Origin of the sequence: Rhodococcus sp. 11-3 (assembly GCF_023704055.1) — a bacterium.
GTDB lineage: Bacteria > Actinomycetota > Actinomycetes > Mycobacteriales > Mycobacteriaceae > Rhodococcus > Rhodococcus aetherivorans.
In genome coordinates this window covers 6,101,478-6,128,156 of record NZ_CP080406.1, presented here as the reverse complement: position 1 = coordinate 6,128,156, position 26,679 = coordinate 6,101,478, and the positions used below count along the sequence as shown (strand labels likewise).

General features: G+C 70.3%; 23 protein-coding genes. 13 read left to right on the top strand and 10 right to left on the bottom strand.

The features are described from left to right. Positions 1 to 608: 608 nt before the first annotated feature. The 9 genes from rpmH to KZJ41_RS28275 all read left to right on the top strand — a co-directional run bounded on the left by rpmH (position 609) and on the right by KZJ41_RS28275 (position 7,710). A complete protein-coding gene (gene rpmH, locus KZJ41_RS28315; protein WP_006934459.1) occupies positions 609 to 752 on the top strand; it encodes a 50S ribosomal protein L34 in 144 nt (47 codons plus the stop codon). 22 nt (positions 753 to 774) lie between these two features. Continuing rightward, positions 775 to 1,152, top strand: a complete 378-nt coding sequence (gene rnpA / locus KZJ41_RS28310; protein WP_006934454.1) for a ribonuclease P protein component — start codon at positions 775 to 777, stop codon at positions 1,150 to 1,152. Positions 1,153 to 1,163: 11 nt separating this feature from the next. Next, entirely contained in the window at positions 1,164 to 1,445 is a 282-nt protein-coding gene (gene yidD, locus KZJ41_RS28305) for a membrane protein insertion efficiency factor YidD (protein ID WP_006934452.1), read from the top strand. Between the two features lie 70 nt (positions 1,446 to 1,515). Further along, positions 1,516 to 2,634 (top strand): membrane protein insertase YidC, encoded by a 1,119-nt coding sequence (gene yidC / locus KZJ41_RS28300; RefSeq protein WP_006934450.1) that lies wholly within the window; start codon positions 1,516 to 1,518, stop codon positions 2,632 to 2,634. 21 nt (positions 2,635 to 2,655) lie between these two features. Further along, positions 2,656 to 3,201, top strand: coding sequence for a R3H domain-containing nucleic acid-binding protein (locus tag KZJ41_RS28295; protein ID WP_029546800.1), 546 nt, complete (start codon positions 2,656 to 2,658; stop codon positions 3,199 to 3,201). 183 nt (positions 3,202 to 3,384) lie between these two features. Further along, positions 3,385 to 4,065 (top strand): 16S rRNA (guanine(527)-N(7))-methyltransferase RsmG, encoded by a 681-nt coding sequence (rsmG, locus tag KZJ41_RS28290; RefSeq protein ID WP_029546799.1) that lies wholly within the window; start codon positions 3,385 to 3,387, stop codon positions 4,063 to 4,065. Positions 4,066 to 4,903: 838 nt separating this feature from the next. Further along, entirely contained in the window at positions 4,904 to 5,908 is a 1,005-nt protein-coding gene (locus KZJ41_RS28285) for a ParA family protein (protein ID WP_029546798.1), read from the top strand. Continuing rightward, a complete protein-coding gene (locus KZJ41_RS28280; RefSeq protein ID WP_029546797.1) occupies positions 5,905 to 6,963 on the top strand; it encodes a ParB/RepB/Spo0J family partition protein in 1,059 nt (352 codons plus the stop codon). The genes KZJ41_RS28285 and KZJ41_RS28280 overlap by 4 nt, the downstream gene beginning before the upstream one ends. A 57-nt stretch (positions 6,964 to 7,020) precedes the next feature. After that, positions 7,021 to 7,710: a hypothetical protein gene (locus tag KZJ41_RS28275; protein WP_050036223.1), complete on the top strand. Its 690-nt coding sequence runs from the start codon at positions 7,021 to 7,023 to the stop codon at positions 7,708 to 7,710. 9 nt (positions 7,711 to 7,719) lie between these two features. Here the strand turns inward: KZJ41_RS28275 and KZJ41_RS28270 are convergent, their stop codons facing one another. The 3 genes from KZJ41_RS28270 to trxB all read right to left on the bottom strand — a co-directional run bounded on the left by KZJ41_RS28270 (position 7,720) and on the right by trxB (position 10,361). Beyond that, positions 7,720 to 8,904, bottom strand: coding sequence for an N-acetylmuramoyl-L-alanine amidase (locus tag KZJ41_RS28270; RefSeq protein ID WP_006934443.1), 1,185 nt, complete (start codon positions 8,902 to 8,904; stop codon positions 7,720 to 7,722). Positions 8,905 to 9,031: 127 nt separating this feature from the next. Further along, positions 9,032 to 9,361 (bottom strand): thioredoxin, encoded by a 330-nt coding sequence (trxA, locus tag KZJ41_RS28265; protein ID WP_006934442.1) that lies wholly within the window; start codon positions 9,359 to 9,361, stop codon positions 9,032 to 9,034. Positions 9,362 to 9,392: 31 nt separating this feature from the next. Next, the gene (gene trxB, locus KZJ41_RS28260; RefSeq protein WP_168580480.1) at positions 9,393 to 10,361 is read right to left on the bottom strand and encodes a thioredoxin-disulfide reductase; all 969 of its coding nucleotides are present in this window, start codon (positions 10,359 to 10,361) and stop codon (positions 9,393 to 9,395) included. A 251-nt stretch (positions 10,362 to 10,612) separates the two neighbouring features. On the opposite strand from trxB, the gene KZJ41_RS28255 reads away from it, so the two are divergent. Next, positions 10,613 to 11,308, top strand: a complete 696-nt coding sequence (locus KZJ41_RS28255) for a hypothetical protein (RefSeq protein ID WP_029546795.1) — start codon at positions 10,613 to 10,615, stop codon at positions 11,306 to 11,308. Here KZJ41_RS28255 and KZJ41_RS28250 read toward each other — a convergent pair. Beyond that, positions 11,253 to 14,468 carry a BTAD domain-containing putative transcriptional regulator gene (locus KZJ41_RS28250; RefSeq protein ID WP_251549967.1) on the bottom strand — a complete coding sequence of 1,072 codons (3,216 nt, stop codon included), beginning with the start codon at positions 14,466 to 14,468 and terminating at the stop codon, positions 11,253 to 11,255. The genes KZJ41_RS28255 and KZJ41_RS28250 overlap by 56 nt on opposite strands. 47 nt (positions 14,469 to 14,515) lie before the next feature. Then, on the bottom strand, positions 14,516 to 15,715 hold the full coding sequence (locus KZJ41_RS28245) for an NADH:flavin oxidoreductase (protein ID WP_006934434.1): 1,200 nt from the start codon (positions 15,713 to 15,715) through the stop codon (positions 14,516 to 14,518). An 81-nt stretch (positions 15,716 to 15,796) separates the two neighbouring features. On the opposite strand from KZJ41_RS28245, the gene KZJ41_RS28240 reads away from it, so the two are divergent. Next, complete coding sequence (locus KZJ41_RS28240; RefSeq protein ID WP_231772230.1) at positions 15,797 to 16,372, top strand: TetR/AcrR family transcriptional regulator; 576 nt, start codon at positions 15,797 to 15,799, stop codon at positions 16,370 to 16,372. A 12-nt stretch (positions 16,373 to 16,384) separates the two neighbouring features. On the opposite strand, the gene KZJ41_RS28235 is transcribed toward KZJ41_RS28240, so the two are convergent. The 5 genes from KZJ41_RS28235 to KZJ41_RS28215 form a co-directional block, all read right to left on the bottom strand. Continuing rightward, the gene (locus tag KZJ41_RS28235) at positions 16,385 to 17,098 is read right to left on the bottom strand and encodes a hypothetical protein (RefSeq protein ID WP_231772231.1); all 714 of its coding nucleotides are present in this window, start codon (positions 17,096 to 17,098) and stop codon (positions 16,385 to 16,387) included. 52 nt (positions 17,099 to 17,150) lie between these two features. Further along, positions 17,151 to 17,696 (bottom strand): RNA polymerase sigma factor SigM, encoded by a 546-nt coding sequence (gene sigM, locus KZJ41_RS28230; RefSeq protein WP_006934425.1) that lies wholly within the window; start codon positions 17,694 to 17,696, stop codon positions 17,151 to 17,153. A gap of 83 nt (positions 17,697 to 17,779) precedes the next feature. Further along, a complete protein-coding gene (gene murJ, locus KZJ41_RS28225; protein ID WP_029546790.1) occupies positions 17,780 to 21,616 on the bottom strand; it encodes a murein biosynthesis integral membrane protein MurJ in 3,837 nt (1,278 codons plus the stop codon). Next, complete coding sequence (locus KZJ41_RS28220) at positions 21,613 to 23,952, bottom strand: DUF6049 family protein (protein WP_029546789.1); 2,340 nt, start codon at positions 23,950 to 23,952, stop codon at positions 21,613 to 21,615. The genes murJ and KZJ41_RS28220 overlap by 4 nt, the downstream gene beginning before the upstream one ends. After that, the gene (locus tag KZJ41_RS28215) at positions 23,949 to 24,542 is read right to left on the bottom strand and encodes an NUDIX hydrolase (protein WP_006934418.1); all 594 of its coding nucleotides are present in this window, start codon (positions 24,540 to 24,542) and stop codon (positions 23,949 to 23,951) included. The genes KZJ41_RS28220 and KZJ41_RS28215 overlap by 4 nt, the downstream gene beginning before the upstream one ends. Before the next feature lie 98 nt (positions 24,543 to 24,640). Here KZJ41_RS28215 and KZJ41_RS28210 point away from each other — a divergent pair, with 98 nt between their 5' ends. Continuing rightward, the gene (locus tag KZJ41_RS28210) at positions 24,641 to 26,095 is read left to right on the top strand and encodes a CCA tRNA nucleotidyltransferase (protein WP_251549965.1); all 1,455 of its coding nucleotides are present in this window, start codon (positions 24,641 to 24,643) and stop codon (positions 26,093 to 26,095) included. 132 nt (positions 26,096 to 26,227) lie between these two features. Further along, positions 26,228 to 26,671 carry a Fur family transcriptional regulator gene (locus KZJ41_RS28205; protein WP_029546787.1) on the top strand — a complete coding sequence of 148 codons (444 nt, stop codon included), beginning with the start codon at positions 26,228 to 26,230 and terminating at the stop codon, positions 26,669 to 26,671. Positions 26,672 to 26,679 lie beyond the last annotated feature (8 nt).

The following is a 26,679-nucleotide window of genomic DNA, read 5'->3' as shown; positions in this document are numbered from 1 at the left end:
GTCGCGTCCTCCCCAGTTCTCTCGATCCGAATTCCACACGATTATCCACAGATGTGGACAACCACAGGGTGGCGGCCTGTGGGATGTGGATTGGGAGTTGTAGAGAGCGGGGCACACCGAGGACGAGACGCGAGGTCCGGCTCGGACACGAAGTGCCCAGTGTGACATGTCTCGAGAAGCCCGGCGCGCGCGGCCCGGGCTAGCGACTGCGCGTGCCGGCCCGCGCGCAGACCGGCGGCCGGGCGCAGCGCCGGTGCCCGCGCGGCGGAAGCGAGTGGCCCCGCTCACCGCGGTGGTGGGCGACGAGGAACAACCCCGGCGAAACCATGAACGGGAGCGTACCGGAATGTGAACGGAGTCACACGACTTCGTGTTGCGAACGTGACGCACGGGAAAATGGGTGTGCGGCGTGTCGTCTTGCGTGTGCCGAGCCGGCGCGGTTTGATTTCGTGCTTGCCGCCGAGTAGCCTCGAACAGTCACTCATACAGCAGTGACGGATCCGTGCTGCCACGCAGTATTTTTCGCGTACGGCACGTGTCATGCGATTTCCGTACACGTTGGACCGAGGACGCCGACCGGCGTCATAGAACTTCGAGGAGTGTTGACCGTGGCCAAGGGCAAGCGGACGTTCCAGCCGAACAACCGACGCCGCGCGCGCGTTCACGGCTTCCGTCTCCGGATGCGGACCCGTGCGGGTCGTGCGATCGTGTCGGCGCGTCGCCGCAAGGGCCGCACTTCGCTCACCGCCTGATCCCCGATTCCGGGAGCTCGGGGTGCTACCTGAGCCGTATCGCCTGCGGCGCCGCGCGGACTTCTCCGAGACCGTTCGTCGTGGCCGCCGACAGGGGCGGCGAGATCTGGTCGTTCACGCGATCGAGCGGGAGCAGGCCGAGCTGGTGGTGAGTTTCGGCGGTCCGCGGTTCGGATTCGTCGTGAGCAAGGCTGTCGGGCCGGCGGTGATTCGACATCGAGTCGCACGCCGGCTTCGTCATATCTGTGCGACTCTCGTCGACGAGGTTCCCGCCGGCGCAGACGTCGTCGTCCGGGCGCTTCCGGGTGCCGCCTCGGCCTCCTCGCAGGAACTCGACCGGCAGGTTCGCTCCGGCCTCGCCCGACTGGGTCTGGTCGCGACGGCGCGGCGGCCGGGATGAACACGGACGGGATGAACGCGGACGGCGTGCTGCGGTCGGTGCGCTCCGCACCGGCCCGGATGTTGATCTTCTGCATCGAGCTCTATCGCACGTACGTGTCTCCGACACGCATGCCGACCTGCCGTTTCACCCCCACCTGCAGCGAATACGCCGTCGAGGCGCTGCGAACCCGGGGGTTCGTGGTCGGCTCCGTGCTGACGGTCGTCCGCCTGCTCAAATGTGCGCCCTGGCACCCTGGGGGTTGGGATCCGGTGCCCGAGCGGCGGCATCGATCGGTCGACCGGGGTCCCTGACCGGCACTGAAGACTTCGGACCGACGCCGCTGGGTGGCGACCTTGGACGACCTGAGGAGTACATAGAGCCGTGCTCGACTTCATCTACTATCCCGTGTCCTGGATCCTCTGGGTCTGGCACAACGCCTTCACGGCCCTGCCCGGACTGGAGCCCGACGACGGCGCGACGTGGGCGCTGTCCGTGGTGTTCCTCGTCTTCACGCTGCGCGCGATCCTGTACAAGCCGTTCGTCAAGCAGGTCCGGACGACGCGGCAGATGCAGGAACTGCAACCGCAGATCAAGGCGCTGCAGAAGAAGTACTCCAACGACCGGCAGCGGCAGGCCGTCGAACTCCAGAAGCTGCAGAAGGAACACGGCTTCAACCCGCTGATGGGTTGCCTCCCGGTCCTGTTGCAGGCGCCGGTGTTCATCGGTCTGTTCCACGTGCTGCGCTCGTTCAACCGCACCGGTGAAGGATTCGGTCAGCTCGGCCTGTCACCGGAGGAGAACGCCCAGCTCGGAAACTATGCGTTCAGCCCGGAGGACGTGCAGTCCTTCCTCAGTGCGCGCCTGTTCGGCGCGCCGATCTCGGCGTGGATCACCCAGCCCGAGGCGTCGCTGGTGGCGTTCGAGCCGTTCGGTGGCATCCCCTCCCGCCTCGACATCGCGCTCGTGGCGATTCCGCTGATGATCGTCGCGGGCATCGCGACCCACTTCAACTCCCGCGCCTCCGTCGCGCGGCAGAGCGCGCAGGCCGCGGCGAATCCGCAGGCCGCGATCATGAACAAGCTGGCGCTGTGGGTGTTCCCGCTCGGCGTCATCGTCGGCGGCCCGTTCCTGCCGATCGCCATCCTCCTGTACTGGGTGAGCAACAACATCTGGACCTACGCCCAGCAGCACATCGTCTTCCGCAAGATCGACCAGGAGGAAGAGGCCAAGAAGCAGGCCGCGATCGCACGCCGCAGCGACAACGCCCCCAAGCCGGGTGCCCGTCCCGATCGGGCCGCGAAGAAGAAGGCTCCGTCCACCACCGGGGAGGACGCTGTCGCCGGTGCCGCGGACGCTTCGGAGATCTCGCTGGAGAAGCCGGCCGCGGACGACACCTCCGGCGGTGCCGGGCCGTCCGCCCCGCCGGCCGGAGGCCCGAAGAACGTCGCCGGATCGAAACGCCCCAGCGGCTCGAAGAACTCCAAGCGCAAGCGGCGCTGACCGAAGAAGAGAGAGCGAATCATGGCCAGTGACCTGGACAAGGCACAGGAGGATGCCGACGTGACCACCGAGACGCCGGATCTCGATGCGGATTCCGACTCCGAGGACGATCTCCTGATCGAGGAGGGCGAAATCGCCGGCGACTACCTCGAGCAGCTGCTCGACGTCCTGGACTTCGACGGCGACATCGATCTCGACGTGGAGGGCGACCGTGCGGTCGTGAGTATCGACGGCGGCAAGGATCTGTCCAAGCTCGTCGGCCGCGACGGCGAGGTACTCGATGCCCTGCAGGAGCTCACCCGCCTCGCGGTGCAGCAGGTCACCGGCGAGCGCAGCAAGCTGATGCTCGACATCGCGGGGTGGCGGGCGGGCAAGCGCGCAGAGCTCAGCCAGCTCGGTACGGCCGCCGCGAAGCGGGTACTCGAGACCGGGGAGCGCGAGGAGCTGACCCCGATGACGCCCTTCGAGCGCAAGATCGTCCACGACGCCGTGGCCAAGATCGAGGGTGTGTCCAGCGAGAGCGAGGGCGCCGAGCCGCAGCGCCGGGTCGTCGTCGTCAAGAACTGACCGGACAGCAGTATCGATCGGACAGCAGTATCGATCGGACAGCAGTATCGATCGGACAGCAGTATCGATCGGACAGCAGTATCGATCGGACAGCAGTATCGATCGGACAGCAGTGCGTGGGAGGGATCTCGGCGGGTGCGTCGGGATCCCTCCTTTCTTCGAGGCCAGTGTCGTCGGGAGAGGATGTTTCACGTGGAACAGGACGAGGCGCGCATCCACGAGATCGCCGTTCGCGTCTTCGGTGAGCGACTCGGTCTTGCCGAGCAGTACCGGGATTCCCTCGCTACCGACGGTGTGGAGCGCGGTCTCATCGGTCCGCGCGAGGTCCCCCGCCTGTGGGACCGCCACCTGCTCAACTGCGCAGTGCTGGGTGAACTGATCGACGAAGGCGAACGTGTCGTCGATGTGGGCAGCGGTGCCGGGCTTCCGGGTATCCCGTTGGCGATCGCCCGCCCCGATCTGCATGTGACCCTCGTCGAACCTCTGCTGCGACGGTCGGTGTATCTGGCCGAGTTCGTCGAAACGCACGGCCTGACCAACGTGCTCGTCATCCGCGGCCGTGCGGAGCAGCCCGGCGTCGTGAAGGAAGCCGGCGGATCCGACGTCGTCACCTCACGTGCGGTGGCGCCGCTGGCGAAGCTCGCCAAGTGGTCGCTGCCGCTCGTGCACGAGGGCGGACGGATGCTGGCGCTCAAGGGCTCCAGCGCGGCGGAGGAGATCGAACGCGATCGCGACGAACTCGCCCGTCTCGGTGCCGGCAACCTCGAGGTCCTCGAGTGCGGCGTGGGTCTGCTCGAGACCCCCACCCTCGTTGTGAAGGCGGAGCGGATGCCGCGGCCGGTGCGACGGCGCAAGAAGCGCTGATCAGGTTTCACGTGAAACCGCCCCCCTCCCCCACTCGAGCGGTCCCCCGCCTCGAGTGCGCCGACTCGAGATGTGCGCGACTCGAGACTCTCGAGCTGAACGATTCTCTCGAGCAGGCGCCACTGTTTTCGCTGCAACCCGTGCGAGCCGCCCCTCGCGTCCCGATGGCGTGACGCGGAAGGCTGCATCCTGACGGCACCTGCATCGCCCGCCGCTCACCGCGTGCGCCGCGTCCGGAAATCCCCTCCTCGACTGCGAACTCCGGTTCTGCGCCGCCGAGACCGCGTGGAAGTCCGCCGTCTGCCGTTCCTTTGATCCCAGTTTCGCCCGAAGTTGTTGCCTGCCTTGGCTTTTGGGATAAAGAATGGAATTCGTCCGGGAGCGCGGATCTTTCGCGGCAACCGCCCATTCATCCACTCGATGGCATTTCGTCACTGTGACAGATAATTTCCCGCCCGCTCGGATGGCGCCCGGTCCGCCGCCGCCACCCGGTGGCGTTTCACGTGAAACGGCACCGGCGGGGAGATCTCTGTTTCACGTGAAACGTCAGGTTTCACGTGAAACATCATCTTCGTCGGCGACGTCGTCGCACTCCTTCGGAAGGTGGATGGGATACTGGTCGAAACGAGGAAACGGAGTGGGCCGGCAGGGTCGCCAACCTGCGCTGGCGCAACCCGCTTTCCGAGTTCACGCATCAGCCACTACGCCTCGGCTCACTCCGCCCGGTCGCGGGACCGAAACGGTGGCCGGCCGGGGTGGCCGGTCGTGGACCACCGGCGTGGTTTCGCGAGGGGATGTACCGTGCCAACCGGGTGTGTCGACAACAAAGGAGCGGTCAATGTCGGGTGGATCTGAATCCGCTGTTTCACGTGAAACCGAGGCGCAGAGGCCGACGGGAGCCGAGTCCGAGTCCGTCGAGGACGAGTTCTCTCCGATTCCGTACGAGGGGCTCTCGCCGTTGGACACACCGATCGGCGCCGCCGCGCACCGAGCCAGCCAGGTACTTCACCCGAGTTCCGTGAACGCACTCCCCAAGCCGGCTCGCCGCCGCGTCATTACGATCGCGAACCAGAAGGGTGGCGTCGGCAAGACCACGTCCACGGTGAACCTGGCGTCGGCCCTCGCTGTTCAGGGGTTGACCGTCCTCGTCGTCGATCTCGACCCCCAGGGCAATGCCAGCACCGCCCTCGGGGTGCCGCACCACTCCGGCGTCCCGTCGAGCTACGAGGTGCTCCTCGGGGAGGTGAAGGCCGCCGAAGCCATCCAGCAGAGCCCGCACAGCGAGCGCCTGTTCTGTATCCCGGCCACCATCGACCTCGCCGGCGCCGAGATCGAACTCGTCTCGATGGTCGCGCGGGAGAACCGTCTCAAGAACGCTCTCTCCCCCGCCGCGCTCGGCGATGAGGACTTCGACTACGTCATCATCGACTGCCCGCCGTCGCTGGGTCTCCTCACCGTCAACGCGCTCGTGGCGGCGAAGGAGGTGCTCATCCCCATCCAGTGCGAGTACTACGCGCTGGAGGGGGTCGGCCAGCTGCTGCGCAACATCGAACTCGTCCAGTCGCACCTCAATCCCGAACTGCACGTCTCGACCGTGCTGCTCACCATGTACGACGCCCGCACCAAGCTCGCAGATCAGGTCGCGGAGGAGGTTCGCGCCCACTTCGGCAGCGCGGTGCTGCGGTCCGTCATCCCCCGCAGCGTGAAGGTCTCGGAAGCTCCCGGTTACGGGATGACTGTGCTCGACTACGATCCAGGTTCGCGCGGTGCGATGAGCTACCTCGACGCAGGACGCGAATTGGCGGCACGCGGATACCGGAACGAGAAGCAGGGGAACGAATGAGCGCGACACGCAAAGGCGGGTTGGGGCGGGGTCTGGCATCGCTGATTCCGACCGGCCCGGCGGCCGCTCCCGGCCTCGGTAACGCTGCGGCCGACGTGATCATCGGCGACAACCGCAAGAACGCCGCTCCGAAAACCACGTCGAACAAGGCCACCGCCACCGAACAGGCGACTCCCCCGGCCGCGAAGGCCGCGGGTAACGGCGCCCCGGCGCCGGCGGACACGCCCCTCCCCTCCCCCGCCGGAGCGGTCTACCTCGAGATCGAGGCGGACAAGATCGAGCCGAACCCGCGCCAGCCGCGGCAGGTCTTCGACGAGGAGGCGCTCGCCGAACTCGTCCACTCCATCCGTGAGTTCGGGCTCATGCAGCCCATCGTCGTGCGCAGGCTCGACGGAGAGCGGTACCAGCTCGTCATGGGCGAGCGCCGGTGGCGTGCCGGCCAGGAGGCCGGTCTCGCCACGATCCCGGCGATCGTCCGTGAGACCGACGACCAGTCCCTCCTGCGTGACGCGCTGCTGGAGAACATCCACCGGGTCCAGCTCAACCCGCTCGAGGAGGCGGCGGCGTATCAGCAGTTGCTCGAGGAGTTCGGCGTCACCCACGAGGAACTGGCGGCCCGCATCGGCCGATCCCGGCCGGTGGTCACCAACATGATCCGTCTGCTCAAGCTGCCGATCCCCGTCCAGCGGCGGGTGGCGGCGGGTGTGCTCTCCGCCGGGCACGCTCGCGCGCTGCTGTCGCTCGAGGCCGGACCCGACGCCCAGGAGGTGCTCGCCGCGCGCATCGTCGCCGAGGGCCTCTCCGTGCGGGCCACCGAGGAGGCGGTCATGCTGGCGAACCGCGGCGACGGGAAGGACCCCGCACCGCAGCAGCGCCGCAAGCCCATCCAGATGCCCGGCCTCCAGGACGTCGCGGAGCGCCTGTCCAATTCCTTCGACACCCGTGTCACAGTCAGCCTGGGCAAGCGCAAGGGCAAGATCGTTGTGGAGTTCGGCTCGGTCGACGACCTGGAGCGGATCGTGGCGATGATGGAATCTCAGGCCAACCCCTCTTGACGCCTCGGCACGTCAGGACGACAGTCGAGGATACGGACTTGGAGGCTGAGTAACCCAGTGTCGACTCGAGTCACAACACTCACCCTGGGCGGAATGGATCAGCTGTCGGCACACGCCCGGCGCTGTGTGTTCTGGGAGATGGACCCCGCGGCGGTACACGACGCGGGCGGGTTCTACGATCCGGAGTTCGAGAAGGAGGCATGGCTGTCGATGGTCATGCTCCAGTGGGGTTCCTGCGCCCAGGTCGCCACGCTCGACGACAAGCCCGCCGGTAGCGCGTTCTACGCCCCGCCGAACATGGTGCCGCGCGCTCAGCTGTTCCCGACGTCCCCGGTGAGCGCGGATGCCATCCTGCTGACCACCGTCCGGATCGAGCCGCTCGCGGAGGGCAGCGATCTCGGGGCGGCACTGATCCGCGCGGTGATCTCCGATCTGGTCCGCCGCAACGTGCGCGCGATCGAGGCGTTCGGGTATCGGACTGCCGGCGAGGACGAGAGCGACGTTCCCGGGGCAACGGCCGCACGGGATTGCTCCCCCGCCGAGTGCATGGTCGAGGCCGGCTTCCTCGAGGACATGGGTTTCGAGGTCGTCGCTCCCCACCACCGCTTCCCGAGGTTGCGGCTCGAACTCGATCGCGACCACGAATGGAAGGTGGGGGTCGAGGCGGCGCTGGATCGACTGCTCGAGGAGGCCGCGCTCACCGTCGCGGGAATGTCGGGGCGTACCCCGGTGGGGGCGACCCGCTGAGCGAACCGCTCAGCGGGTCTCGGTGATCGACAGTTCCTCGGCGAGCAGTTCGGCGAAGGTGTAGGTGCCGGTGGGCTGGTCGTCCTGACCGAGCAGGTACAGCCGCTTGACCGAGATGAGGATGGCTTCGGCGATGATGTCGCGCGAACGCGGGTTGGCGAGGACCGCGGCGTCCTGCGTGTTAGTGAGGTAGCCGAGGTCGATCTGTACGGTCGGCATGTTCGTCAGGCGCAGCAGATCCCAGGTGCGACCGTGGCTACGGCAGTCCCGCAGCGGCGTGCGGGCCGTCACCTCGCGCTGGATGAAGCCGGTGAGCACCTGACCGATCATCGACTCGGAGCCGTGCGCGTTGCCGTAATGGAAGCTCGCGATGCCGCTCGCGGCCGGATTGGGGCTGCTGTCGCAGCGCAGGGAGATCATCAGGTCCGCGCCGAACGCGTTGGAGGTGCCGGCCCGCTCGATGTTCGACGGATTCGCGTGGTACGGCCGGGAGAGGAAGGTCTCCATTCCGGTCGCGGCCATGCGGCCCTCGAGGCGACGAGCGAGGTCCCACAGGATGTCGGCCTCGGAGATGTCGCCGTGCGGGCTGCGCACGATGATGCCGTGGTCGCGGCCACCGAGGCCGGGATCGATGACGATGCGCTTGCCGCTCAGGTGCGGACCGGACCGGCGGACGATCTCCTCCTCGCTGATGGCGTGCGGCGATCCGCCGGTGACCCGGGTGCCGAGCAGTTCCAGCGACCGGAGGGTCTCCGCGCCGCAGATGCCGTCGGGTGCGAGGCCGATCTCCCGCTGGAAGGAGCTCAGGGCCTCGTGGGTGCGCGGCCCGAAGTAGCCGTCGACCCGGTCCACGTAGAACCCGAGATCCTGCAGGCGCCGCTGCAACGTCGCGACGTCGTCGCCGTAGAGCGGTGCGGAGAGCTGATAGATGAGGGTGCGGGCGCCGAGCCGATACGAGGCTTCCTTCAGCGACCGGTATGTGGCGGGACCGACGATGCCGTCGACGAGCAGACCGCGCTGCTGCTGGAACGCACGCACCGCGCTGTCGAGCTCACGGTCGAACACCGCATCGGAGCCCACCCAGCTGTCGCCGGCGGAGACGTCGGACTCGCCGTGCAGAAATCCGAGGCCGGTGAGGGTGCTCCGGATTTCGGCGACGGCAGGGCCATGGTCGCCGTAGCGCAGTCGGTGCATGTCTCGGCCCTTTCCGTGCTGCTGACCTGCTGTGCCCGGTGTGACACCAGACCATCGTTCGATTGTCGCAGATGCGCCCGGATCACGAATAATCCGGGCGCATCCGTGTCGACGGGGAAACGGTGACTCAGAGCACGTCGGCGAGGTCGCGGAGGAGAGCCGCCTTGCCCTTCGCACCGACGATCGTCTTCACCGGCTTGCCACCGGAGAACAGGATCATCGTCGGGATCGACATGACCTTGTAGTCGCGCGCCGCGGCGGGGTTGGCGTCGATGTCGAGCTTGGCGATCTTGAGCTTCTCGGAGTGCTCCCCGGCGATCTCCTCGAGAACGGGAGCCACCATCTTGCACGGGCCGCACCAGGTCGCCCAGAAATCGACCAGTACCGGCTTGTCGGACTGCAGGACGTCCTCGACGAACGAGGCGTCGGAGATGGTGACGGTGTTCTTCTCGGCCACGATGGCTCCTACTCGATGGGTGTGGAAGGGGTCAGTATCCGGCGTTGACGGTGATCGGGTGGCGGTCTTCCTGCTCGGCGAGCCAGCGTTCGGCGTCGAGCGAGGCGGAGCAGCCGGTGCCGGCGGCGGTGATGGCCTGGCGGTAGAGGTGGTCGACGAGGTCGCCCGCGGCGAAGACGCCCGGCAGGTTGGTGGCGGTGGTCGGGGTCTGCACCTGGACGTAGCCGGCGTCGTCGAGGTCGATCTGGCCGCGGACGAGTTCGCTGCGCGGGTCGTGGCCGATCGCGACGAACATGCCGGTCACCGGGAGGGTGCTGCGCTCGCCGGTAACGGTGTCCTCGAGGACCAGGCCGGTCACGGCGGTGTCGCCGAGCACCTCGACGGGCTTGGCGTTGGTGACGATGCGGATCTTCTCGTTCGCGCGGGCGCGGTCGAGCATGATCTTCGAGGCGCGGAATTCCTCGCGGCGGTGGATGAGGGTGACGCTGCGGGCGAAGCGGGTCAGGAAGGTGGCTTCCTCCATGGCGGAGTCGCCGCCGCCGACGACGGCGATGTCCTGGTCACGGAAGAAGAAGCCGTCGCAGGTGGCGCAGGCGGACACGCCGCGGCCGAGGAGCTGCTCCTCGCCGGGGATGCCGAGGTAGCGCGCGGCGGCACCCATCGCCAGGATGACGGCGCGGGCGTGGTAGGTCTGTCCGTTGGCGACGACCTTCTTGATCGGGCCGGTCAGGTCGAGTTCGTCGACGTCCTCGGTGCGGATGTCGGCGCCGAAGCGCAGGGCCTGCTCGCGCATCTGGTCCATCAGGTCCGGTCCCGTGATGCCCTCGCGGAAGCCGGGGAAATTCTCGACTTCGGTGGTGGTCATCAGGGCGCCGCCGAACTGGGTTCCCTCGAACAGCAGCGGGGACAGCTCGGCGCGGGCGGCGTAGATCCCGGCGGTGTATCCGGCCGGGCCCGAACCGACGATGATCAGGTCGTGGATCGTGGATTCAGTGGTCATGCGAGCCTTCCGGTGTCTGCTGGTACTTCTGTCTGCTGGTACTTCGATACGGGACGGTCGAGCCTGGAGGCCCGTGACCGGGACGTCAGTGGTCCACAAGACGTCAGTGGTCCACAACATGGGTCAACAACAGGGTAAGGGGTGTTGTTCCTCGAGTGCCGTGCGTCACGCCACACCGAGGCGTACCCTGCCCACCCGGACGGCAAGCGGACGGCAAGGGAACCGCAAGGCCGAATCGTCACGCTGACGGTATGACCGTAACTCCCGCACTGCTGTACCGCCTCGGCGCGGTGTCCGTCGTCGCCGCGTTCCCGTTGAACCTCGCCGGCGGCCTCCTGCATCCCGTCGTCGACGGCGCCGCGCATTCGGTGCCGGCGCTGTCCGCTCCGATCAATCCCCTCCCCCACGTCCTCCTGCTGTCGGGAACGCTGCTGTTGATGCTCGGTGTGCCCGCGCTGTACGCCTGGGTCGCCGCCGGAACCGGAATGCTCGGTCTCGTCGCGTACGTCACATACTTCCTGTCCTCGGTGCTGGTGGCGTTCTCGCACCTGGTGATCGAAGCCTTCGTCTCCGTGCCGTTCTCGCGCGATCCGGCGACGGCAGGGGCGATCTCCGGGTCGGATACCCTCCTCGACTACGAGCCCTATGTGCTCCTGCAGACCGTCAGCGGACTCGTCTTCATGGGCAGCATGATCCTGTTCGGCATCGCGCTGATCCGTTCGCGTGCGGTACCGGTGTGGATCGGCGCCCTCATGGCGGCGGGCGGTGTCGTTCTCCTGCTGCCGATTCCGGCGATGCCGGGCGTGACCGGACTGGTCGTCGAAATTCCACGCGGTTGCGCGTTCGCGGCGATCGGGCTGTGCGTCCTGTCCGCGACACGACGGAACGGGCTCAACGCCACGCCGCCCACGCCGGGTCGTGCAGTTGTGCCGACACCGTCGCGGTGAGTGTCTCGGCCGCATCGTGGAATCGGTGTGCCGAGTCCGCATCGCCGAGCAGCGCCGCGGTCTCGGCGAGGGCAGCGTCCACGGGGCCGGCGTGGAACGAGCCGGAATCCAGGCCGGCGATGCGGCCGCTGAACGGCAGCAACTGCGCATGGCAGTCCCGGGCCGTCGCCGTGTCCGCGAGCCGGGCCGCGGCACGGGCGCGCAGGCATGTCATGGCCAGCCAGTAGTAGTCGCGCCGGAACGGCCGCTGGGCGCGCCACAACTGCCGCGCCCGTTCGTGTTCACCGCTGTCGAGCAGGGCGAGGACCAACGGGAACCGGACACTGTGCGGCCGTGCCGATTCGAGTGCGGACAACTCGGCGACGAGCGGAGCGAAGTCGTCGCGCGCCGTGGCCACACCGATGCGTCCGACGGTACCGATCCACCGGGCCGAGGCGGTGCCCTCCGCCTCGAGTTGTGCTGCGACGGTGTCATATCCGCGCTGTGCGCCGTCCTCGTCGCCGGCGAGGAGGCGCACCAGGGCGCGGAACAGTTCGACCACGCCGAGCAACTGGGAGAGCTGCCGGCCGGCCGCGTACCGCACGGCGAGTTCGGCGTGGCGACGGGCCTCGTCGAGTTCGGTGTCTGCGGCGGCGGCGAGGAACCACTGGAAGTGTGCCTGCGCCTGATACGCGGCGTCTCCCGCGTCGCCGGCGACGGTGAGGAGTTCCGCGGCGATGTCACGCCGCTGCGCCACGAGGTCCGGGCCGTACGCGACGAATCCGAGGGCGTTGAGCGCACGGCAGCGCAGCCCGGCGCCGGCGGTTCCCCGCGCGAGGGCGTGCGCGCGGCGGGCCGCGGCGAGGGCGGCCACCGAGTCGGCGCCCTCGAGTTCGAAGACGGCGGTGACGAGCAGCAGGACCCGGTCGTGGTCGCCGAGGGCGGTGGTGGCGAGGAGTGACTGCACGGGGTCGAGGATGCGCCGGTCCGGTTCGTCGTCGACCCGGACGGTCCAGGTGACCGGCGCGGACCACGAAGTGAGCGCCGCAACGAGGGCCGGCGGGTCACCGATCCGCCGGGCGAGATCCACGGCGCGTTGGCGCACGACGCGTGCGGTGACCACGTCGCCGGTGTGGGCGAGCGCTCCGACGTATCCGGTGAGCAGTGGCAGCAGGCCGTCTTCCGGTACGACGGTGGACATCTCGTGTGCCGACACCGCAGCGCCCCACAGGGTGACCGCATCGGCTCGGGCGCCGAGAGCGTCGGCGCGACGGGCCGCCGCGGTGAGGTGCGCGACGGCGTGGTGGGCGGTGGACGGGGTGGCCGCGAGCGCCGCATGGTGTGCCGTCGCGGCCACCTCGGCCGGCCGCAGGGCGGACAACGCCGCGAGGGCCGCGCCGTGCAGACGGGTGCGCCGGAGGCGTGACTGCCCCGCGTACAGGGTTTCCCGGACGAGATTGTGGGTGAACCGGATCCGCTCGGGTGCGGGTTCCTCGAGCAGGCGGGCGCGCAGGGCCGGCTCGAGTGGCTCGAGGAGGGACTCGAGGTCGGTTCCGCACATCGCGGCGAGCACGTCCAGGTCGGCTTCGCGTCCGAGGACGGCGGCCGCGGACAGCACGGCGACGGTGGCCTCGGGCAGCGTGTGGATGCGGTGGTGCAGTACGTCGGCGATCCCGGCCGGCACGTCGTGATGGAGTGCCCGGACGCCCCGGTCGGCGATCAGCAGAGCAAATTCTCTGACGAACAACGGATTACGGTCGGTCCGGGCGACGAGCAACGCCATGTCCTCGGGCGCCAGGGCGACGACGCCGCATTCGCGGACGAGGTGGGCGATGCCGTCGTCGGTCAGCGGGGCGAGGCGGAGCTGCCGGCCGGGGCATGCGTTCGTCGCCGCGCGGACGGCGGCGAGTTCGCTCCCCGCCTCGGTGGGCCGATAGGTGGCGACGGCGAGCAGCGGCCGGGTTCGCAGGGCGGCGAGGGTGAGGCGCAGCAGGTGCAGGGTCGGTTCGTCGGCGCGGTGCATGTCGTCGAAGACGAGCAGCACCGGACGGTCGGCGGCGATGCGGCCGAGGTGCCGCGTGAGCGAACGGGCGAGCCCGAACGTGTCGAGGCCGGTGCCGGGCACGGCCAGCCGGGACGTCATCGTGGCCGTGCCGTCGGGGTCGGTGTGGGCGAGGGCGTCGAGGATCTCGATCCAGGGCCACCCCGGTGGCGCTCCGTCCACCTCGGGGCAGTTGCCGCGGGCAACCTGCCAGCCGTCGCCCTCGAGGGCGACGGCGAGCAGCGTGGTCAGATGGGTCTTGCCCGCCCCGGGTTCCCCGGCCAGCCACGTCAGACGCGTCTCACCGCGGGCGGCGCGTCCGGCCTCGTCCAGCAGGACGCCGAGTTCGGCGGGGCGGACGTGGTCGGCGATCGGCGCTCGGTCCCGGGCAGGACCGGCCGTACCGGTGAGGATCTCGTGCTCGGCGGCCCGTAGTGCCGGACCGGGGTCGAGGCCCAGTTCGGTGGCCAGGTACTGCCGCGAGCGGCGGATGACGGCGAGGGCGTCGGCCGGGCCGTCGGCGCGGTACCGGGCGCGCGCCAGGAGCCCGACGGCGCGTTCGCGGCCGGGGTCCGCCGCGACGATGTCGCTCAGCGACGCGATCAGCGGCGCGACGGGAGCACCGAGTTCGAGCGCGGTCTCGGCGTACTGTTCCACCGCCGTGCGGCGCAGTTCCCCGAGCCGGTCGGATTCGATTGCCGCCCAGGGATATCGATCGATGTCGGGCAGCGGATCCCGCCACCGCTGGAGGGCCTGCCCGAGGTGCCGGAGCCGGTCGTGGGGTGCGGTGACGGTGCGGGTGACGGCGTCCTCGAACGCCCACGCGTCCACCGCGGCGACAGGCAGGTTCAGCGCGTACCCGGCGGCGCTCCGTGGCAGCGGGTCGTGGCCCGGACCGAGCACCCGGCGCAGGTGGGAGATGTGCGCCTGCAGCGCCGCCACCGGTTTGGCCGGCGGTGCCCCGCCCCACAGGTCCTCGACGAGCCGGTCGGCGGAGACCGGGTGCCCGCGTGCCGCCACCAGCCGGGCGAGCAGCGCACGACGGACGGGACCGCCGAGGGCGACGGGCTGCCCGTCGACGAGCGCGGCGACGGCGCCCAGCACCCGCACCTGCACGGGCGGGGTCGTCGCGTTCGTCACCGCCCACCGTCCATGGTGTTGCAGGATAGCTGTGGGCCGGCGCACCGTCAGGTGCTGTGCTCCACGTCGCGCAGGGATTCGCGCACGACGCACCGGGTTCCGGTGTAGATGGTGGGCATGCACTTGTTGCAGTGGATGCACAGCCCTTCGCGCACGTGCTCGTCCCGGAACTTGTTGACGAGGTACGGGTCTCGCAGCAGCGCCCGGCCCATCGCGACGAACTCGAATCCCTCGTCGAGCGCATTCTCGATGGTGTCGATCCGGTTGATGCCGCCGAGGAGGATGAGCGGGGTGCGCAGCTCGGACCGGAACTGCCGAGCCATCGGGCGGAAGAACGCCTCCTCGAAGGGGTAGGTCGGGAAGAGCCGCGGCCCGTAGAACCGCAGTCCCAGCCCCACGAGCCTGGGCTGGGACGCGACGAACTCGGCCAGCGGGACGTCGCCGCGGAAGAAGTACATGCCGTTGAGCAGGGAGCTGCCGCCGGTGAGTTCCATCGCGTCGATGTGGCCGTCGGATTCGATCAGCCGCGCCATGGGCAGGCTCTCGTGGAGCCACAGTCCCTTGGGGACGCCGTCCGTCATGTTGAACTTGACGATGACGGCTACCGAGTCGCCGGCCGCCTTGCGGACCGCCTCGAGAACGCGCCGGGGAAACGCGGTTCGGTTCTCGAGACTGCCGCCGTAGCGGTCGCTGCGCTTGTTGAGATTCGGGCTGAGGAACGAGCTGAGCAGATAGTTGTGCCCCAGGTGCACCTCGAGCGCGTCGAATCCGGCCTCGACGGCGCAGCGGGTCGCGTTCTCGTAATCGGTGACGACCTGATCGAGCTGCGCGAGACTCGCGCCCCGCACCAGGCCCATGGCGGGGGCGCTGATGCGGGTGGACGGGGCGAGGGTCTTCGTCCCGTTGGAGATCTGGTTGGCGACGAGTCCGGCGTGCCCGATCTGCGCCGAGGCGAGCGCGCCCTCCGCGTGCACAGCGTCGGTGAGGCGGCGCAGGCCCGGCACGGTGTCGCGGTCGAGGACGACGGTGTTGCGGTGTACGCGTCCGCCGGGTGCGACGGCGCAGTACGCGACGGTGGTCAGTGCGGTGCCGCCGCGGGCGACCTCGGCATGGAACTCGACGAGTTCGTCGGTGACGCGACCGCCGGGCATGACGCCCTCGAACGTCGCGGCCTTGAGGATGCGGTTGCGCAGGGTGAGCGGTCCGAGCCGAACGGGTTCGAACACGGCGGGTCGCGACGAGGTCATGCCCCTACTTTCGATGCCAGTGGTTCTGTAACGTGTTGCAACTATAGTGCCGCGCCGTGCCGTGCACCACAATTACCGGTGATGACCGCATCCCACCGCTCCCCCACGCCCGCCGGCCGCCCCCGCGATCCGCGCATCGACGCCGAGGTCCTCGCCGTGACCCGCGCGATGCTGCTCGAGGTCGGCTGGGAACACCTGAGCCTGCGCGGCATCGCGGCCCGGGCCGGGGTGAGCCGGGCGGCCCTCACCCGGCGGTGGCCGTCGAAGGCGCACCTCGTGCTCGACTCGCTTCTCGGTTCCGCGCCGGACCTGACCCCGATGCACGGGACGGACCGCCGCGGCTGGATCGAATGGGTCGTCAGGGGCAGCGCGGACCTGTTCGCCCGCCCCGACGTCCGCGCCGCCCTGCCCGGGCTCATCGCCGCACTCCGCGATCACGACGATCTGCGGAACACCCTGTGGCGCACCTTCAGCGGCCCCAGCACGACACTGTTCTCCCACGGCGACGGCTCCTCTCCCGCCGACCTCGACGCACGTGCCGTGCTCGTCCTCGCCGCGGGTGCGGCGCTGTTCGCGAGCATCGTTGCGGCCGAGGACGACACGTCCGCCCTGCGGGAGCGGATCCTCGATCTGTTGCTGCCCGCCGCGGACGGTTGAACTCCCTGCGGCTCAGCCGATCTGACGGATCACCAGAGTCGCCGGATCGGAAGCGCCGCATCCCGTGCCCACCACCAGTGCCGTCAACCGCGGCGACGCGGCATCACCCAGGATCAGCGCGACCGCCTCCCGGCCGTCGAACCGGATCGTGCGTGACCCCAGCAGTGGCCGGGATTCGTCGATGCCGTTGGCCTCGAGGCATTCTCGGAGTACTCCGTGATCCGACAGCGGGCCGGGGTCGGACGCGCCGATCATCGCGCGCCAGGTCGCCGGGTCGAGCACGTCGGCACCGGGTGCAGCAGAAGCCGGTGCAGCAGAAGCCGGCGCGGCAGCGGCGGGCGCGGCCATCGGCGCCGCGGCATCGGGGCGTCCGGCGCCGTGGGCGGTGACGGCGAATCCGATCGCCACCGCGGCCGCGGCCCCCGTCCCGGCCGCGGCGAGCAGCCACCGTCGCCGGCGGCGCGCGGCGGCGTCGGCGGTCAGTGCCGCATCGATCCGGGCCGCCACTTCCGGCGGGATCTGCGGGCTCTCAACATCTTCGGCCGCACCGAGGGCCCGGAGCCGGCGGCTGACGGAGTCGAGCGCGGCGATCACCGCCATGGCGTCCGGATCCCGCCGCACCGCCGGCCACAATCCGGCGGTGACGTCGTCGTCCAGGACCCCGGCGTGCAGGTCGGCGAGCAGGTCGGCAGAATACGGCGGCCGCGGCAGCTCGTCCTCGGTCATCCGCTGTCCTCCCCGCCTTCCGGTGCCCTCACCAGGATAAGACGGCCGCCGATCACGATCGGTTCCCCGTATCCCGCAGGTCACCGAGAAGCACCGCGAGCCGCCGGCGCCCGCGCGCGCAGCGGCTCTTGACCGTGCCTTCGGGAACACCGAGCCGCCGGGCCGCCTCGCTCACCGGCCAGCCCTCCACGTCGACGGCGACGACCGCGGCGCGTTGCTCCGGTGGCAGGGTGAACAACGCCGCCTCGATATCGAGCGCGATCTCCCGCTCCGCGATGCGATCCCGTTCGTCGCGGGCATCGGTGCCGTCGTCGTACAGCGGGACGGTCGGTCGCGCCTTGTTGCGCCGGATGCGGTCCAGGCACGCGTTCACCACGATGGTGTGCAGCCAGCTGCGAACCGCCGCGGTGTTCCGGAATTTCCCCGCCGTACGATGCGCCGACAGCAACGCCTCCTGCAGGGCGTCCGCGGCATCCTCGGGCGAATAGCTGGTGCGGCGCGCCACCTGCCACAGATGGTCGTAGTGCCGTTCGAGCAGTTGCGCGAACGCGCGTCGGTCCCCCGCCGCGTGCGCCGCCAGTAACTCGGCGTCGGACACGGCAATTCCTGCGATCCCCCCCAAAATTCGCACGCGCGGATGGTAGCCGATCGAGGTGGGCGACCGGAGGCGCGTGCGCCGGGCTATTCGGCGGCGGTGAACGTCACCTCGGCGATCGAGCTCTTGTTGCCGCCGCCGGACGTGCTCAGCCCCGTGATCCACACCAGCACATCGGAGGTGCGGCCCTCGGCCTCGACGGGGATCTCCGTGACGCCGGACCGCAGCGTCGCCGAGCCGATCACCTGGGTCTGGTCCAGAGAGGCCTGGTCCGACGGTGCGCTGCGGATCTCGACCTTCGTGCCCGGGCTGTCCGACGTCACCGACACCGACGAGAGCGCGGCCGGCTCGGCGAGCGCCACCATCAGTCCCACACCGTTCTTCAGGGCGGGAAACGGCTGGAAGTAGGCGTCGGTGCTCCACTCCGTCGACGGATCACCGTCGATGGCCAACCGCGCCGTCGCCGGCGAATCCGGGGTGCCCTGCGGGGAGAACACCGACACCGCCGATGCCGCCACCGGTCCGGCCGCTGCGGCCGGGGCCGGCGCCTGGGCGACCGGCTCCGACGGCGCCTCGGAGGTCGGGGTGAGGCCGAAGTCCTGGCTCGTGAGCGGCTCGTCGGAGTTGCCTCCGGCGAGCAGGTTCGCGATCCACCAGCCGATCAGGGCGAGGAGCACCACCGTGGTGATGCCGAGGCCGACGAGCGCGAACAGCATCCGCTCGGATCGCTTCTTCTCCTCGGCGAGAGCCTCCGGGTCCGCGAGGGCGTGGTCGGTGGCGCCGGCACTGCGCTGGCCGAGCCGCAGCGCCGGGATCATGTCGGTCTTCTGGTCCACGACCGAGGCCTGGCCGAGGATGTGCTGCACGGTGGCCGCGGTCCGGATTCCGCCGTCGGCGGCGAGCGCACGCACCGCCACCGCGGAGATCTCGAACGGCACCTCCGGCCGCAGCGTGCGGGGCTCGACCGCGATGCCCTCGGCGGTCAGGTCCGCCGGGCGCATCCCGCCGATCGTGCCGCCGGTGTGCGCCGGGGGCTGCTCCCCGGGCGCGGCCTGTTCGGGCAGCGGCCAGCGGGCGGTGATCAGGCCGTAGAGGCTCGCGCCGAGGCCCCGGACGTCGGAGGTCACGTCCGCGTCGGCGAAGGTGGCGGGGAAGGCCAGCACCGCGTCGCCGGCGACACTGATGCGGATCCGGTCGGGGTGATCGATCGAGAGGGCGCCGCCGCTGCGGTGCGCGGCCTCCGCCGCGGCCGCGAGGGCCTGCACAGCGCGGGCCGCGCCGAGCGGGGACGGCTCGGTGCCGGACATCTCGCGCAGCGAACGACCGGGCGTCCACTCGGCGACGACGATGCCGCCCGAGCTGCCGCGGACCACGTCGAGCACCCGTGCGAGCCCCGGTGAGTTGATCCGGCCCAGCCGCAGGGTGCGCGACAGGATGGCCTGCGGACCGTCGGGACCGGTAACGTCCCCGGCGCGCTGCTCGGCGTCGACGAACGTCAGCGCCACCTCGCGGTCGAGCTTGACGTCCTGCGCCTGCCAGAAGCGCAGACCGCGCGCGCCGCCGTGCGGGGCGAGCAGACGGTAGCGGCCACCGGCGACCGACGCGCCGGGGATCAGCTTCGGCCCGCGCATCGGGGTGCGCGGCGCGGACCCCGGCACACGCAGCGGAGGCAGCTGGGGCGAGCCGATCGGGATGACGCCGGTGTCGACGTGGGGATCGCGGCGAGGCCGGCCGGCACCGGAGCGGTTCTCGGCGGGGCTGCCGGCGGACTTCTGCGGCGAGGCGGAACGGTCGGGGATGCCGGCCTGCGGGGACTGCGTCGACGTGCCGTCGGCGTCCGTGGACACCGAACCCGGGTCCGTCGATGCGGACTCATCGACCGTGGACTTACCGGTAGCGTGGTCGTCGCTCACCCTCACTCCTTCTTGTTCGACTCGCCCGCCCCGGAGGTAACCGGGAGGCCGTCCGGCATCCGCGAACCGGCGCGATCCGTCCCGGGTGGTACGAACCTGCCGTCGACCAGGGTACGGGAGTTGCCGGTGTGCATCGATGTGGCTCGGCACGTCCCTGATGGCGGGAATCACCTCGGTGACCGCGTCGTACGGGGCCACCCCGTAGTCGCCGTAGTCCAGGCGCGGCAACACGATGGTCTTCTCGGCCTCCGATTCCTCGAAGCGGGCCGCCTCGAGTTCGGCGATCTCGTCGGCATCCGCCTCGGCGACGGCCGGCTCGACGGGCGTGCGTCCGCGCAGCGCGTCGACCTTGCGCCGGACCGCCGCGGTGATCGCCAGGATCTCGGGCACCTTCAGCAACCACATCACCGTGAGGGTCACCAGCAGCATCAGCGCGCCGGTGATCGCGACCCGCACCATCGAGCCGATGCCGCCGAACCGGTCGCTCAGCGCACCGAGCCGCAGCAGCCGATCGGTGAGCAGCATCGCCGCCGAACCTGCGGCCGAGGCGATCACCACGTGCCACACGGTCCGGCCCACGTTCGCCATCCGCAGGTCGCCGAGGGCGCGGTGCAGCAGGAAGCCGCCGATGCACGCCCCGACGGTGAAGGCCAGGCCGGTCGCCACGCCCAGCAACAGCACCACCTGGTCGTCGTTGCGGGCGACGACGGGCGCGATCGCGGACAGGCCGATCTTCACGGCGGTGATGCCGAGGATGATCCACGTGGGGGTCCACGCCTGCTCGCGTGCGTAGAACACGCGCAGATGGATGAGGACGAGGGCGTACGGGATCAGGGTGAACGCCGACCAGCTGACCGCCTGGCCCAGCCGTTCGGCGTTGCCCTCGCCGAAGCTGCCGTAGCCGTACAGGGCCGTGCCGATCTGCGGGCCGGCGACGGTGAAGAACACGACGATCGGGATCAGCGCGATCATCGTCAGCCGGGTCGCGACCGACAGGTCGTCCACCACAGCGGGGGTGTCCTCCTCGGCGGCGTTGCGGCTCAGCCGCGGCATGATCGCGGTGAGCACCGTGACGCCGAGGACACCGTACGGCAGCTGCAGCAGCAGCCACGCGTTGTTGTAGATCGCCGGACCGGCCGCGTCGGCGCTCGACGAGACGTGTGTCGCGAACACCATGCCGGCCTGGCTGATGAGCACGTACAGCACGATGGCCGCGGCCATGCCGCCGAACTGGCGCAGCCGGTCGTCGAGCCCCCACAGCGGCTTGAGGCTGATCCCCTCGCGGCGCAGCGCCGGCACCAGGGACATCGCCTGGGTCACCACACCGAGGGTGACGCCGCAGCCGAGCAGCAGCAGGTGCGGGTCGCTCATGCGCACCGGGTCGAGGGTGATCTCCCCGGGCAGCAGGAAGTACAGGACCAGGACCGTGATGACGACGATGTTGTTCAGCACCGGCGCCCATGCGCCCGGTTTGAACACCTGCCGCGTGTTCAGGATGGCGGTCAGCAGCGCCGACAGGCCGTAGAACAGGATCGCCGGCAGCAACAGATACGTCAGCGCCGTGGTCAGCGTCGTCGACACCTTGCCCGTGTCGTCGAGGAAGAACCGGGTGACGAGGACCGGCGCCGCGGCGGTGGCCAGCAGGGCGGCGAGGCCGAGCACGGTGACGGAGACGGTGAACAGGCGCCGGACGAACGCCGTACCGCCGTCCGGGTCCTCGCGTTCCGCGCGGACCAGCACCGGCACGACGATCGAGGTGAGGACGGCGCCGAGCACCAGCTCGGAGATCATGTTCGGGATCTGGGCGGCCACCGTGTACGAGCTCGCGACGGCGGCGCCGAGCAGGGTCAGCAACAGCACCTGCTTGACGAAGCCGGTGATGCGGCTGATCAGGGTCGCGAAGGCGATCGAGCCGGTCGCGGCGAGCAGGCCGGGGTTCTTGCGCGGGGCCGGCTCCGCCGCCGCGGGGGCGGGCGGGGCGACGTCCTCACGGGTCGGGTTCCCGGTCATCGTTTCTCGTACCCTTCGTCGGCTGGATCGGGCTCGCCGCGGAAGCGGTGCAGGAGACGACGGCCCGCCAGGAACAGCAGCAGCGCCCCCGCACAGCCGGTGACGATCGCGAGAACCTGGCCGTACGCGTTGGACCGTACCGTCACGTTCGTCGGGGTGCCGAGCGGCAGCCCGGACTCCGTGGTCAGGGCGAACTCGACACCGATCTTCCGCGAGTCGCTGATCTGCGCCGGCACCGTGAGGGTGCGGCTGCCGCGCGGGGGCAGCTGGGTGGGCCCGATGTCGGTGATCTTCATCGCCGACGGCGCGTCCACGTGCAGCCGCACGGTGATGCCCACGGGCAGATCGTTGCGCGCGACCAACAGTAGGGGACTCTGTTCCGAGGTCAGCGTGTAGACACCGCCCGGTGAGAGCACGGTCACTCCCGCGAACATCCCGTCGACGGCGTCGCGTACCTCCTCGCCGCGCTGCCCCGCGTCGCGCGCGGCGGCGCCGGGGTCGGGCCCGCGCCGGCCCGCCAGGCTCATCGCGCGCAGCAGGTCCTCGCGCAGCGGTGCGGTGAACTGCTGCGGTGTCAGCTGCGCCTGCGGATCCTCGACGAGCGCCTCCTGGAACGAGTCGAGCCGGGGTGCCTGCTCGCGGGCCGCGTCGATCACCTCGGCCGACGCACCGTCGACGATGGCCTGCTCCGGGTAGGACAGCGCGACGGTGGGGGCGTCCCCGGCGGCGGGTGCGAACAGGGTGTCGAACGGACGCGGGGTGGCCAGGCCGGAGCGGATCAGGGTGCCGACCATCGACAGGACCGCGGCGGCGTCGTCGCCGGACGCACTCCACGACTGCGGCGGCACGAACAGCGCGGAGCCCGGGGCCGCGGACGCGCCGTCGCCGGTGGACACGGTCCGGGTGGCGCTCTCCGACGTGCGCAGCGCGGACCAGCTCAGGGCGCCCAGCGCGTCCTGCAGCCGGGCGCCCGGGGAATCCTCGGTGAGGTCGTAGCGGGCGTCCTCGGCGGTGAACGACGGCGTCTGGGGAGCGTCGCCCAGCGCGGCGAGCGCGGTGGCGGCGGCGCTGTCGAACAGGACCGTGGACAGGCCGTCCACCCCCCGCACGGGCATCGGACCCGTGCCCGCGTCCGAGTCCGCGGCGTCGACCGCCGTGTCGGCGAGCAGGGTCGTCACCGGGCCGTCGGCGGCGAGCAGCGCCCCCGCCTGCTCGGTGAGCACCCCGGCGTCGGGCCAGACCACGTCCTCCCGGGTCGTGGTGATCCCGAGGATCGTGTTCACGATCTCGGTCGGTGCGGCGAGCGCGGGCCCGGCGAGAGAGGCGTCGTCGAGTTCGGCGAGGGCGGCCACGTCGACCTGGGCGAAGGGCACCGCGACCGTGCACATCGACGCGGCCAGGGTGCGCAGCCGTTCCAGCCACGCGACGGCCGCGGCCGTCCCCTCCCCGTCGTGGGCGTCGCCCCTCGGCTCGGCCGTGTCCTCGACCACCAGGTAGCCGCGGGTCATGTTGGCGACGGTGACGAGCAGATCGGGGTCGACGGCCAGGCACATCGCGTCGGCGACGCGGCGGTCCTCGGCGGTGGCCGCGCGCTCGGCGGCGTCGAGCAGTCCGTCGAGCCGGCCGCCGTCGGCGAGCGACGTCGCGAGGTCGTCGTCGACGAGACGGACCGGGTCCGTCGCCGATCCGGGCACCCCCGCCGCGAGGCGCGGCCGGTCCGCGAGCGGCCACAGCATGGTGACCCCCACGGGTGCGGACGTGTCCGGGGGCACGGGCCGGCTCTCGCTGCTCTCGCCCGCGGGCACCCCCAGCACGGGCAGCAGGAACCGGGCGTCGTCGAGCCGTGCCTGACCGCCGTACTCGGGAGCGCCGTTGACGTTGACGAGCAGCGGATACACCCCGGGGGTGTCGATACCCAGCGAAGGGCTGTCGGCCGAGCGCAGCGCCAGCTCGAGGCGGAACTGCCGCTGCTCACCCCGCTCGAGGACGTCGGTGACCGATTCGAACGGCCCGGTGCGGTCGTAGGCGGTCTGATCCCACGTCAGCGCCGTGCGCAGCTCCTCGGCGGAGCCGACCGCCGGGGCGCGCTGCAGCCGCACGGCGATGTCCTCGACATCGCGGTCGCCGACGTTCTCGAGCGTGCCGGTCACGGTCACCACCGGCTCGCTGCTGGTGGACATCGTCGTCGGCGTCACCGAGTCGATGCGCAGCTCGAGGAAGCGCGGGGCGTCGGACGCGTCGCTGCGCGGCTGGGCGACGGCCACACCCGCCGTCGTCAGGACGAGCGCGAGCACGGCGAGAACGGCCGCCGCGGCCCGGCGAGCTGCCGAGGTCATCCGAGACGGGCCTCCGGTCCGCCGGGTCCGAGCAGCATCGACGGATCCATCTCGGCGATCAGCTGGTCGGCGACGTCGGCGAGCCTGCGCTCGTCCGCGTACGCCAGGCGCGAGCGCAGCTCCGGCAGCGGCACCCAGGCCACCTCGGTGACCTCGACGTCGGCGTCGGAGAGCTCGCCGTCCAGGTAACGCAGCAGGTAGTGGTGCACGGTCTTGTGGACGCGCCGGCCCTCGGTGACGAACCAGTAGTCGATGCTGCCGAGCGTGGCGAGGACGGTGCCGTGGATCCCGGTCTCCTCGTGGACCTCGCGCATCGCCGTCTGCTCGGCGGTCTCGCCCTTCTCGATGTGTCCCTTCGGCAGCGACCACAGCAGCCGGCCGCGCCGGTCCGTGCGGCCGATCAACGCCGCGCACAACTTGTCGGGGGGCCCGCCGAGGCCGTCGACCACCAGTCCCCCGGCCGATGTCTCGCGGACCGTGCGCAGGTGAGGCTTCGCCGCGTCGGAGGTGGCTCGGCCACCGGACTTGGCGCCCGCGCCACGCCGCCGCGAGGTGCGGCGGTTGCGGTTGGCACGTTCTGCGGGCGACACCTCATCGATACTAGTTGGCGGGACGTGCCCGGCGGTCCAACCAGGCACGTCCGGATCGCGCGACTGCGCGTTCGGCCACCTCGGTAAGGTTCGAAGACGTGAACTCTCCCTCCACCGACACCGAGCGGCGCGCCCGACTGCTCGCCGGCGCCGACGCGACGCTGCGTGCGCTGTCGGACATCCTGGCCCCGCTCGGTGAGCGCTTCACCGCCGCCGGTCACGAGCTGTACCTGGTGGGAGGGAGCGTCCGCGACGCGGTGCTCGGTCGCCTCGGCACCGACCTGGACTTCACCACCGACGCGCGGCCCGAGCAGGTGCAGGCGCTGCTGCGCGGCTGGGCCGACCACCAGTGGGACACCGGCATCGACTTCGGCACGATCAGCGCGGTCAAGGGCCCGGAGCAGGTCGAGATCACCACGTTCCGCAGCGACGCGTACGACCGTGTCACCCGCCACCCGATCGTCGAGTACGGCACCAGCCTCGAGGACGACCTGATCCGTCGCGACTTCACCGTCAATGCCATGGCGGTGCGGATCGGCCCGACCGGCGCGGAGGACTTCGTCGACCCGCTCGGCGGGATGGACGCCCTGCTCGCCGGGGTCATCGACACCCCCGCGATGCCGAGCGAGTCGTTCCACGACGATCCGCTGCGGATGCTGCGCGCGGCGCGGTTCGTCTCCCAGCTGGGGTTCGGGCTGGCGGAGCGGGTGCACGACGCGATCGTGGCCATGGGCGACGAGATCCTGCGGATCAGCGCCGAGCGGGTGCAGGCCGAGCTCGACAAGCTGATCCTCGGTGCCTACCCGATCGAGGGCATCGACATCATGGTCGAGACCGGCCTCGCCGAGCGGGTGATCCCGGAGATCCCGGCGATGAAGCTCGAGATCGACGAGCACCATCAGCACAAGGACGTGTACTGGCATTCGCTGACCGTGCTCAGGCAGGCCATCGACCTCGAGGACGGGGATCCCGATCTCGTGCTGCGCTGGGCGGCCCTGTTGCACGACATCGGCAAGCCCGCCACGAAGCACAACGAGCCGGGCGGCGGCGTCAGCTTCCACCACCACGAGGTCGTCGGGACCAAGCTGGTCCGCAAACGGATGCGGGCCCTGAAGTACTCCAAGCAGATGGTCGACGACGTCAGTCAGCTCGTGTTCCTGCACCTGCGGTTCCACGGCTACGGCAAGGGCCAGTGGACGGACTCGGCGGTCCGGCGCTACGTGCACGACGCCGGTGACCTGCTGCCCCGGCTGCACAAGCTGGTCCGGGCGGACTGCACCACCCGCAACAAGCGCCGGGCCGCGGCGCTGCAGGCCACCTACGACGATCTCGAGACGCGCATCGAGCGGATCGCCGAGCAGGAGGACCTGGCGAAGGTGCGGCCCGACCTCGACGGCAACGCCATCATGGAGCTGCTCGGCCTGAAACCCGGCCCGCAGGTCGGGCAGGCCTGGAAGTTCCTCAAGGAGCTGCGGCTCGACCGTGGTCCCCTCGACCGCGACGAGGCCGAGGCCGAGTTGCTGAAGTGGTGGGCGCAGCAGCCGAAGCCCTAGCGGCCGGGTAGCCGGACGGGTGAGGGTCCGCGCGACCGCCGCCCGCGCCACCGAACACACGCGCGAGTTCTGATCACGCTGCGGTTACCCAAAGTCGTGACTCATTCCAGAAAAGTGCGTCATAGTATCCACGTGCCCTCGACGCGGGATTACGTGGAGCAGTTGCGTACGGCGGAGCTGCGCGTGACCCGGCCCCGGATCGCGGTGCTGGAGGCGGTGAACCAGCATCCGCACGCCGACACGGAGACGATCTTCGGAGCCGTGCGCACCGGTCTGCCGGAGGTTTCCCGGCAGACCGTGTACGACGTGCTGCACGCCCTGACCGGTGCGGGTCTGGTGCGGCGGATCCAGCCGTCCGGTTCCGTCGCCCGGTACGAGTCGCGTGTCGGGGACAACCATCACCACCTCGTCTGCCGGTCCTGTGGGGCCATCGCCGACGTCGACTGTGCCGTCGGCGAGGCGCCCTGCCTGACCGCGTCCGACCACAGCGGCTTCCTCGTCGACGAGGCCGAGGTCATCTACTGGGGCATGTGCCCCGACTGCTCGGCAGCACACGCTTCGCGATCACATCCGTGATCACCGTC

What these genes read in the sequence shown, in the direction of transcription:
- KZJ41_RS28235 (WP_231772231.1), bottom strand. Translation starts at nt 17,098, where the DNA reads ATGACCGAGGACGAGCTGCCGCGGCCGCCGTATTCTGCCGACCTGCTC.
- KZJ41_RS28245 (WP_006934434.1), bottom strand. Translation starts at nt 15,715, where the DNA reads ATGACCTCGTCGCGACCCGCCGTGTTCGAACCCGTTCGGCTCGGACCG.
- KZJ41_RS28255 (WP_029546795.1), top strand. Translation starts at nt 10,613, where the DNA reads ATGACCGTAACTCCCGCACTGCTGTACCGCCTCGGCGCGGTGTCCGTC.
- yidD (WP_006934452.1), top strand. Translation starts at nt 1,164, where the DNA reads ATGAACGCGGACGGCGTGCTGCGGTCGGTGCGCTCCGCACCGGCCCGG.
- rsmG (WP_029546799.1), top strand. Translation starts at nt 3,385, where the DNA reads ATGTTTCACGTGGAACAGGACGAGGCGCGCATCCACGAGATCGCCGTT.
- KZJ41_RS28285 (WP_029546798.1), top strand. Translation starts at nt 4,904, where the DNA reads ATGTCGGGTGGATCTGAATCCGCTGTTTCACGTGAAACCGAGGCGCAG.
- KZJ41_RS28280 (WP_029546797.1), top strand. Translation starts at nt 5,905, where the DNA reads ATGAGCGCGACACGCAAAGGCGGGTTGGGGCGGGGTCTGGCATCGCTG.
- KZJ41_RS28220 (WP_029546789.1), bottom strand. Translation starts at nt 23,952, where the DNA reads ATGACCTCGGCAGCTCGCCGGGCCGCGGCGGCCGTTCTCGCCGTGCTC.
- KZJ41_RS28270 (WP_006934443.1), bottom strand. Translation starts at nt 8,904, where the DNA reads ATGCACCGACTGCGCTACGGCGACCATGGCCCTGCCGTCGCCGAAATC.
- murJ (WP_029546790.1), bottom strand. Translation starts at nt 21,616, where the DNA reads ATGACCGGGAACCCGACCCGTGAGGACGTCGCCCCGCCCGCCCCCGCG.
- KZJ41_RS28240 (WP_231772230.1), top strand. Translation starts at nt 15,797, where the DNA reads ATGACCGCATCCCACCGCTCCCCCACGCCCGCCGGCCGCCCCCGCGAT.
- KZJ41_RS28295 (WP_029546800.1), top strand. Translation starts at nt 2,656, where the DNA reads ATGGCCAGTGACCTGGACAAGGCACAGGAGGATGCCGACGTGACCACC.
- trxB (WP_168580480.1), bottom strand. Translation starts at nt 10,361, where the DNA reads ATGACCACTGAATCCACGATCCACGACCTGATCATCGTCGGTTCGGGC.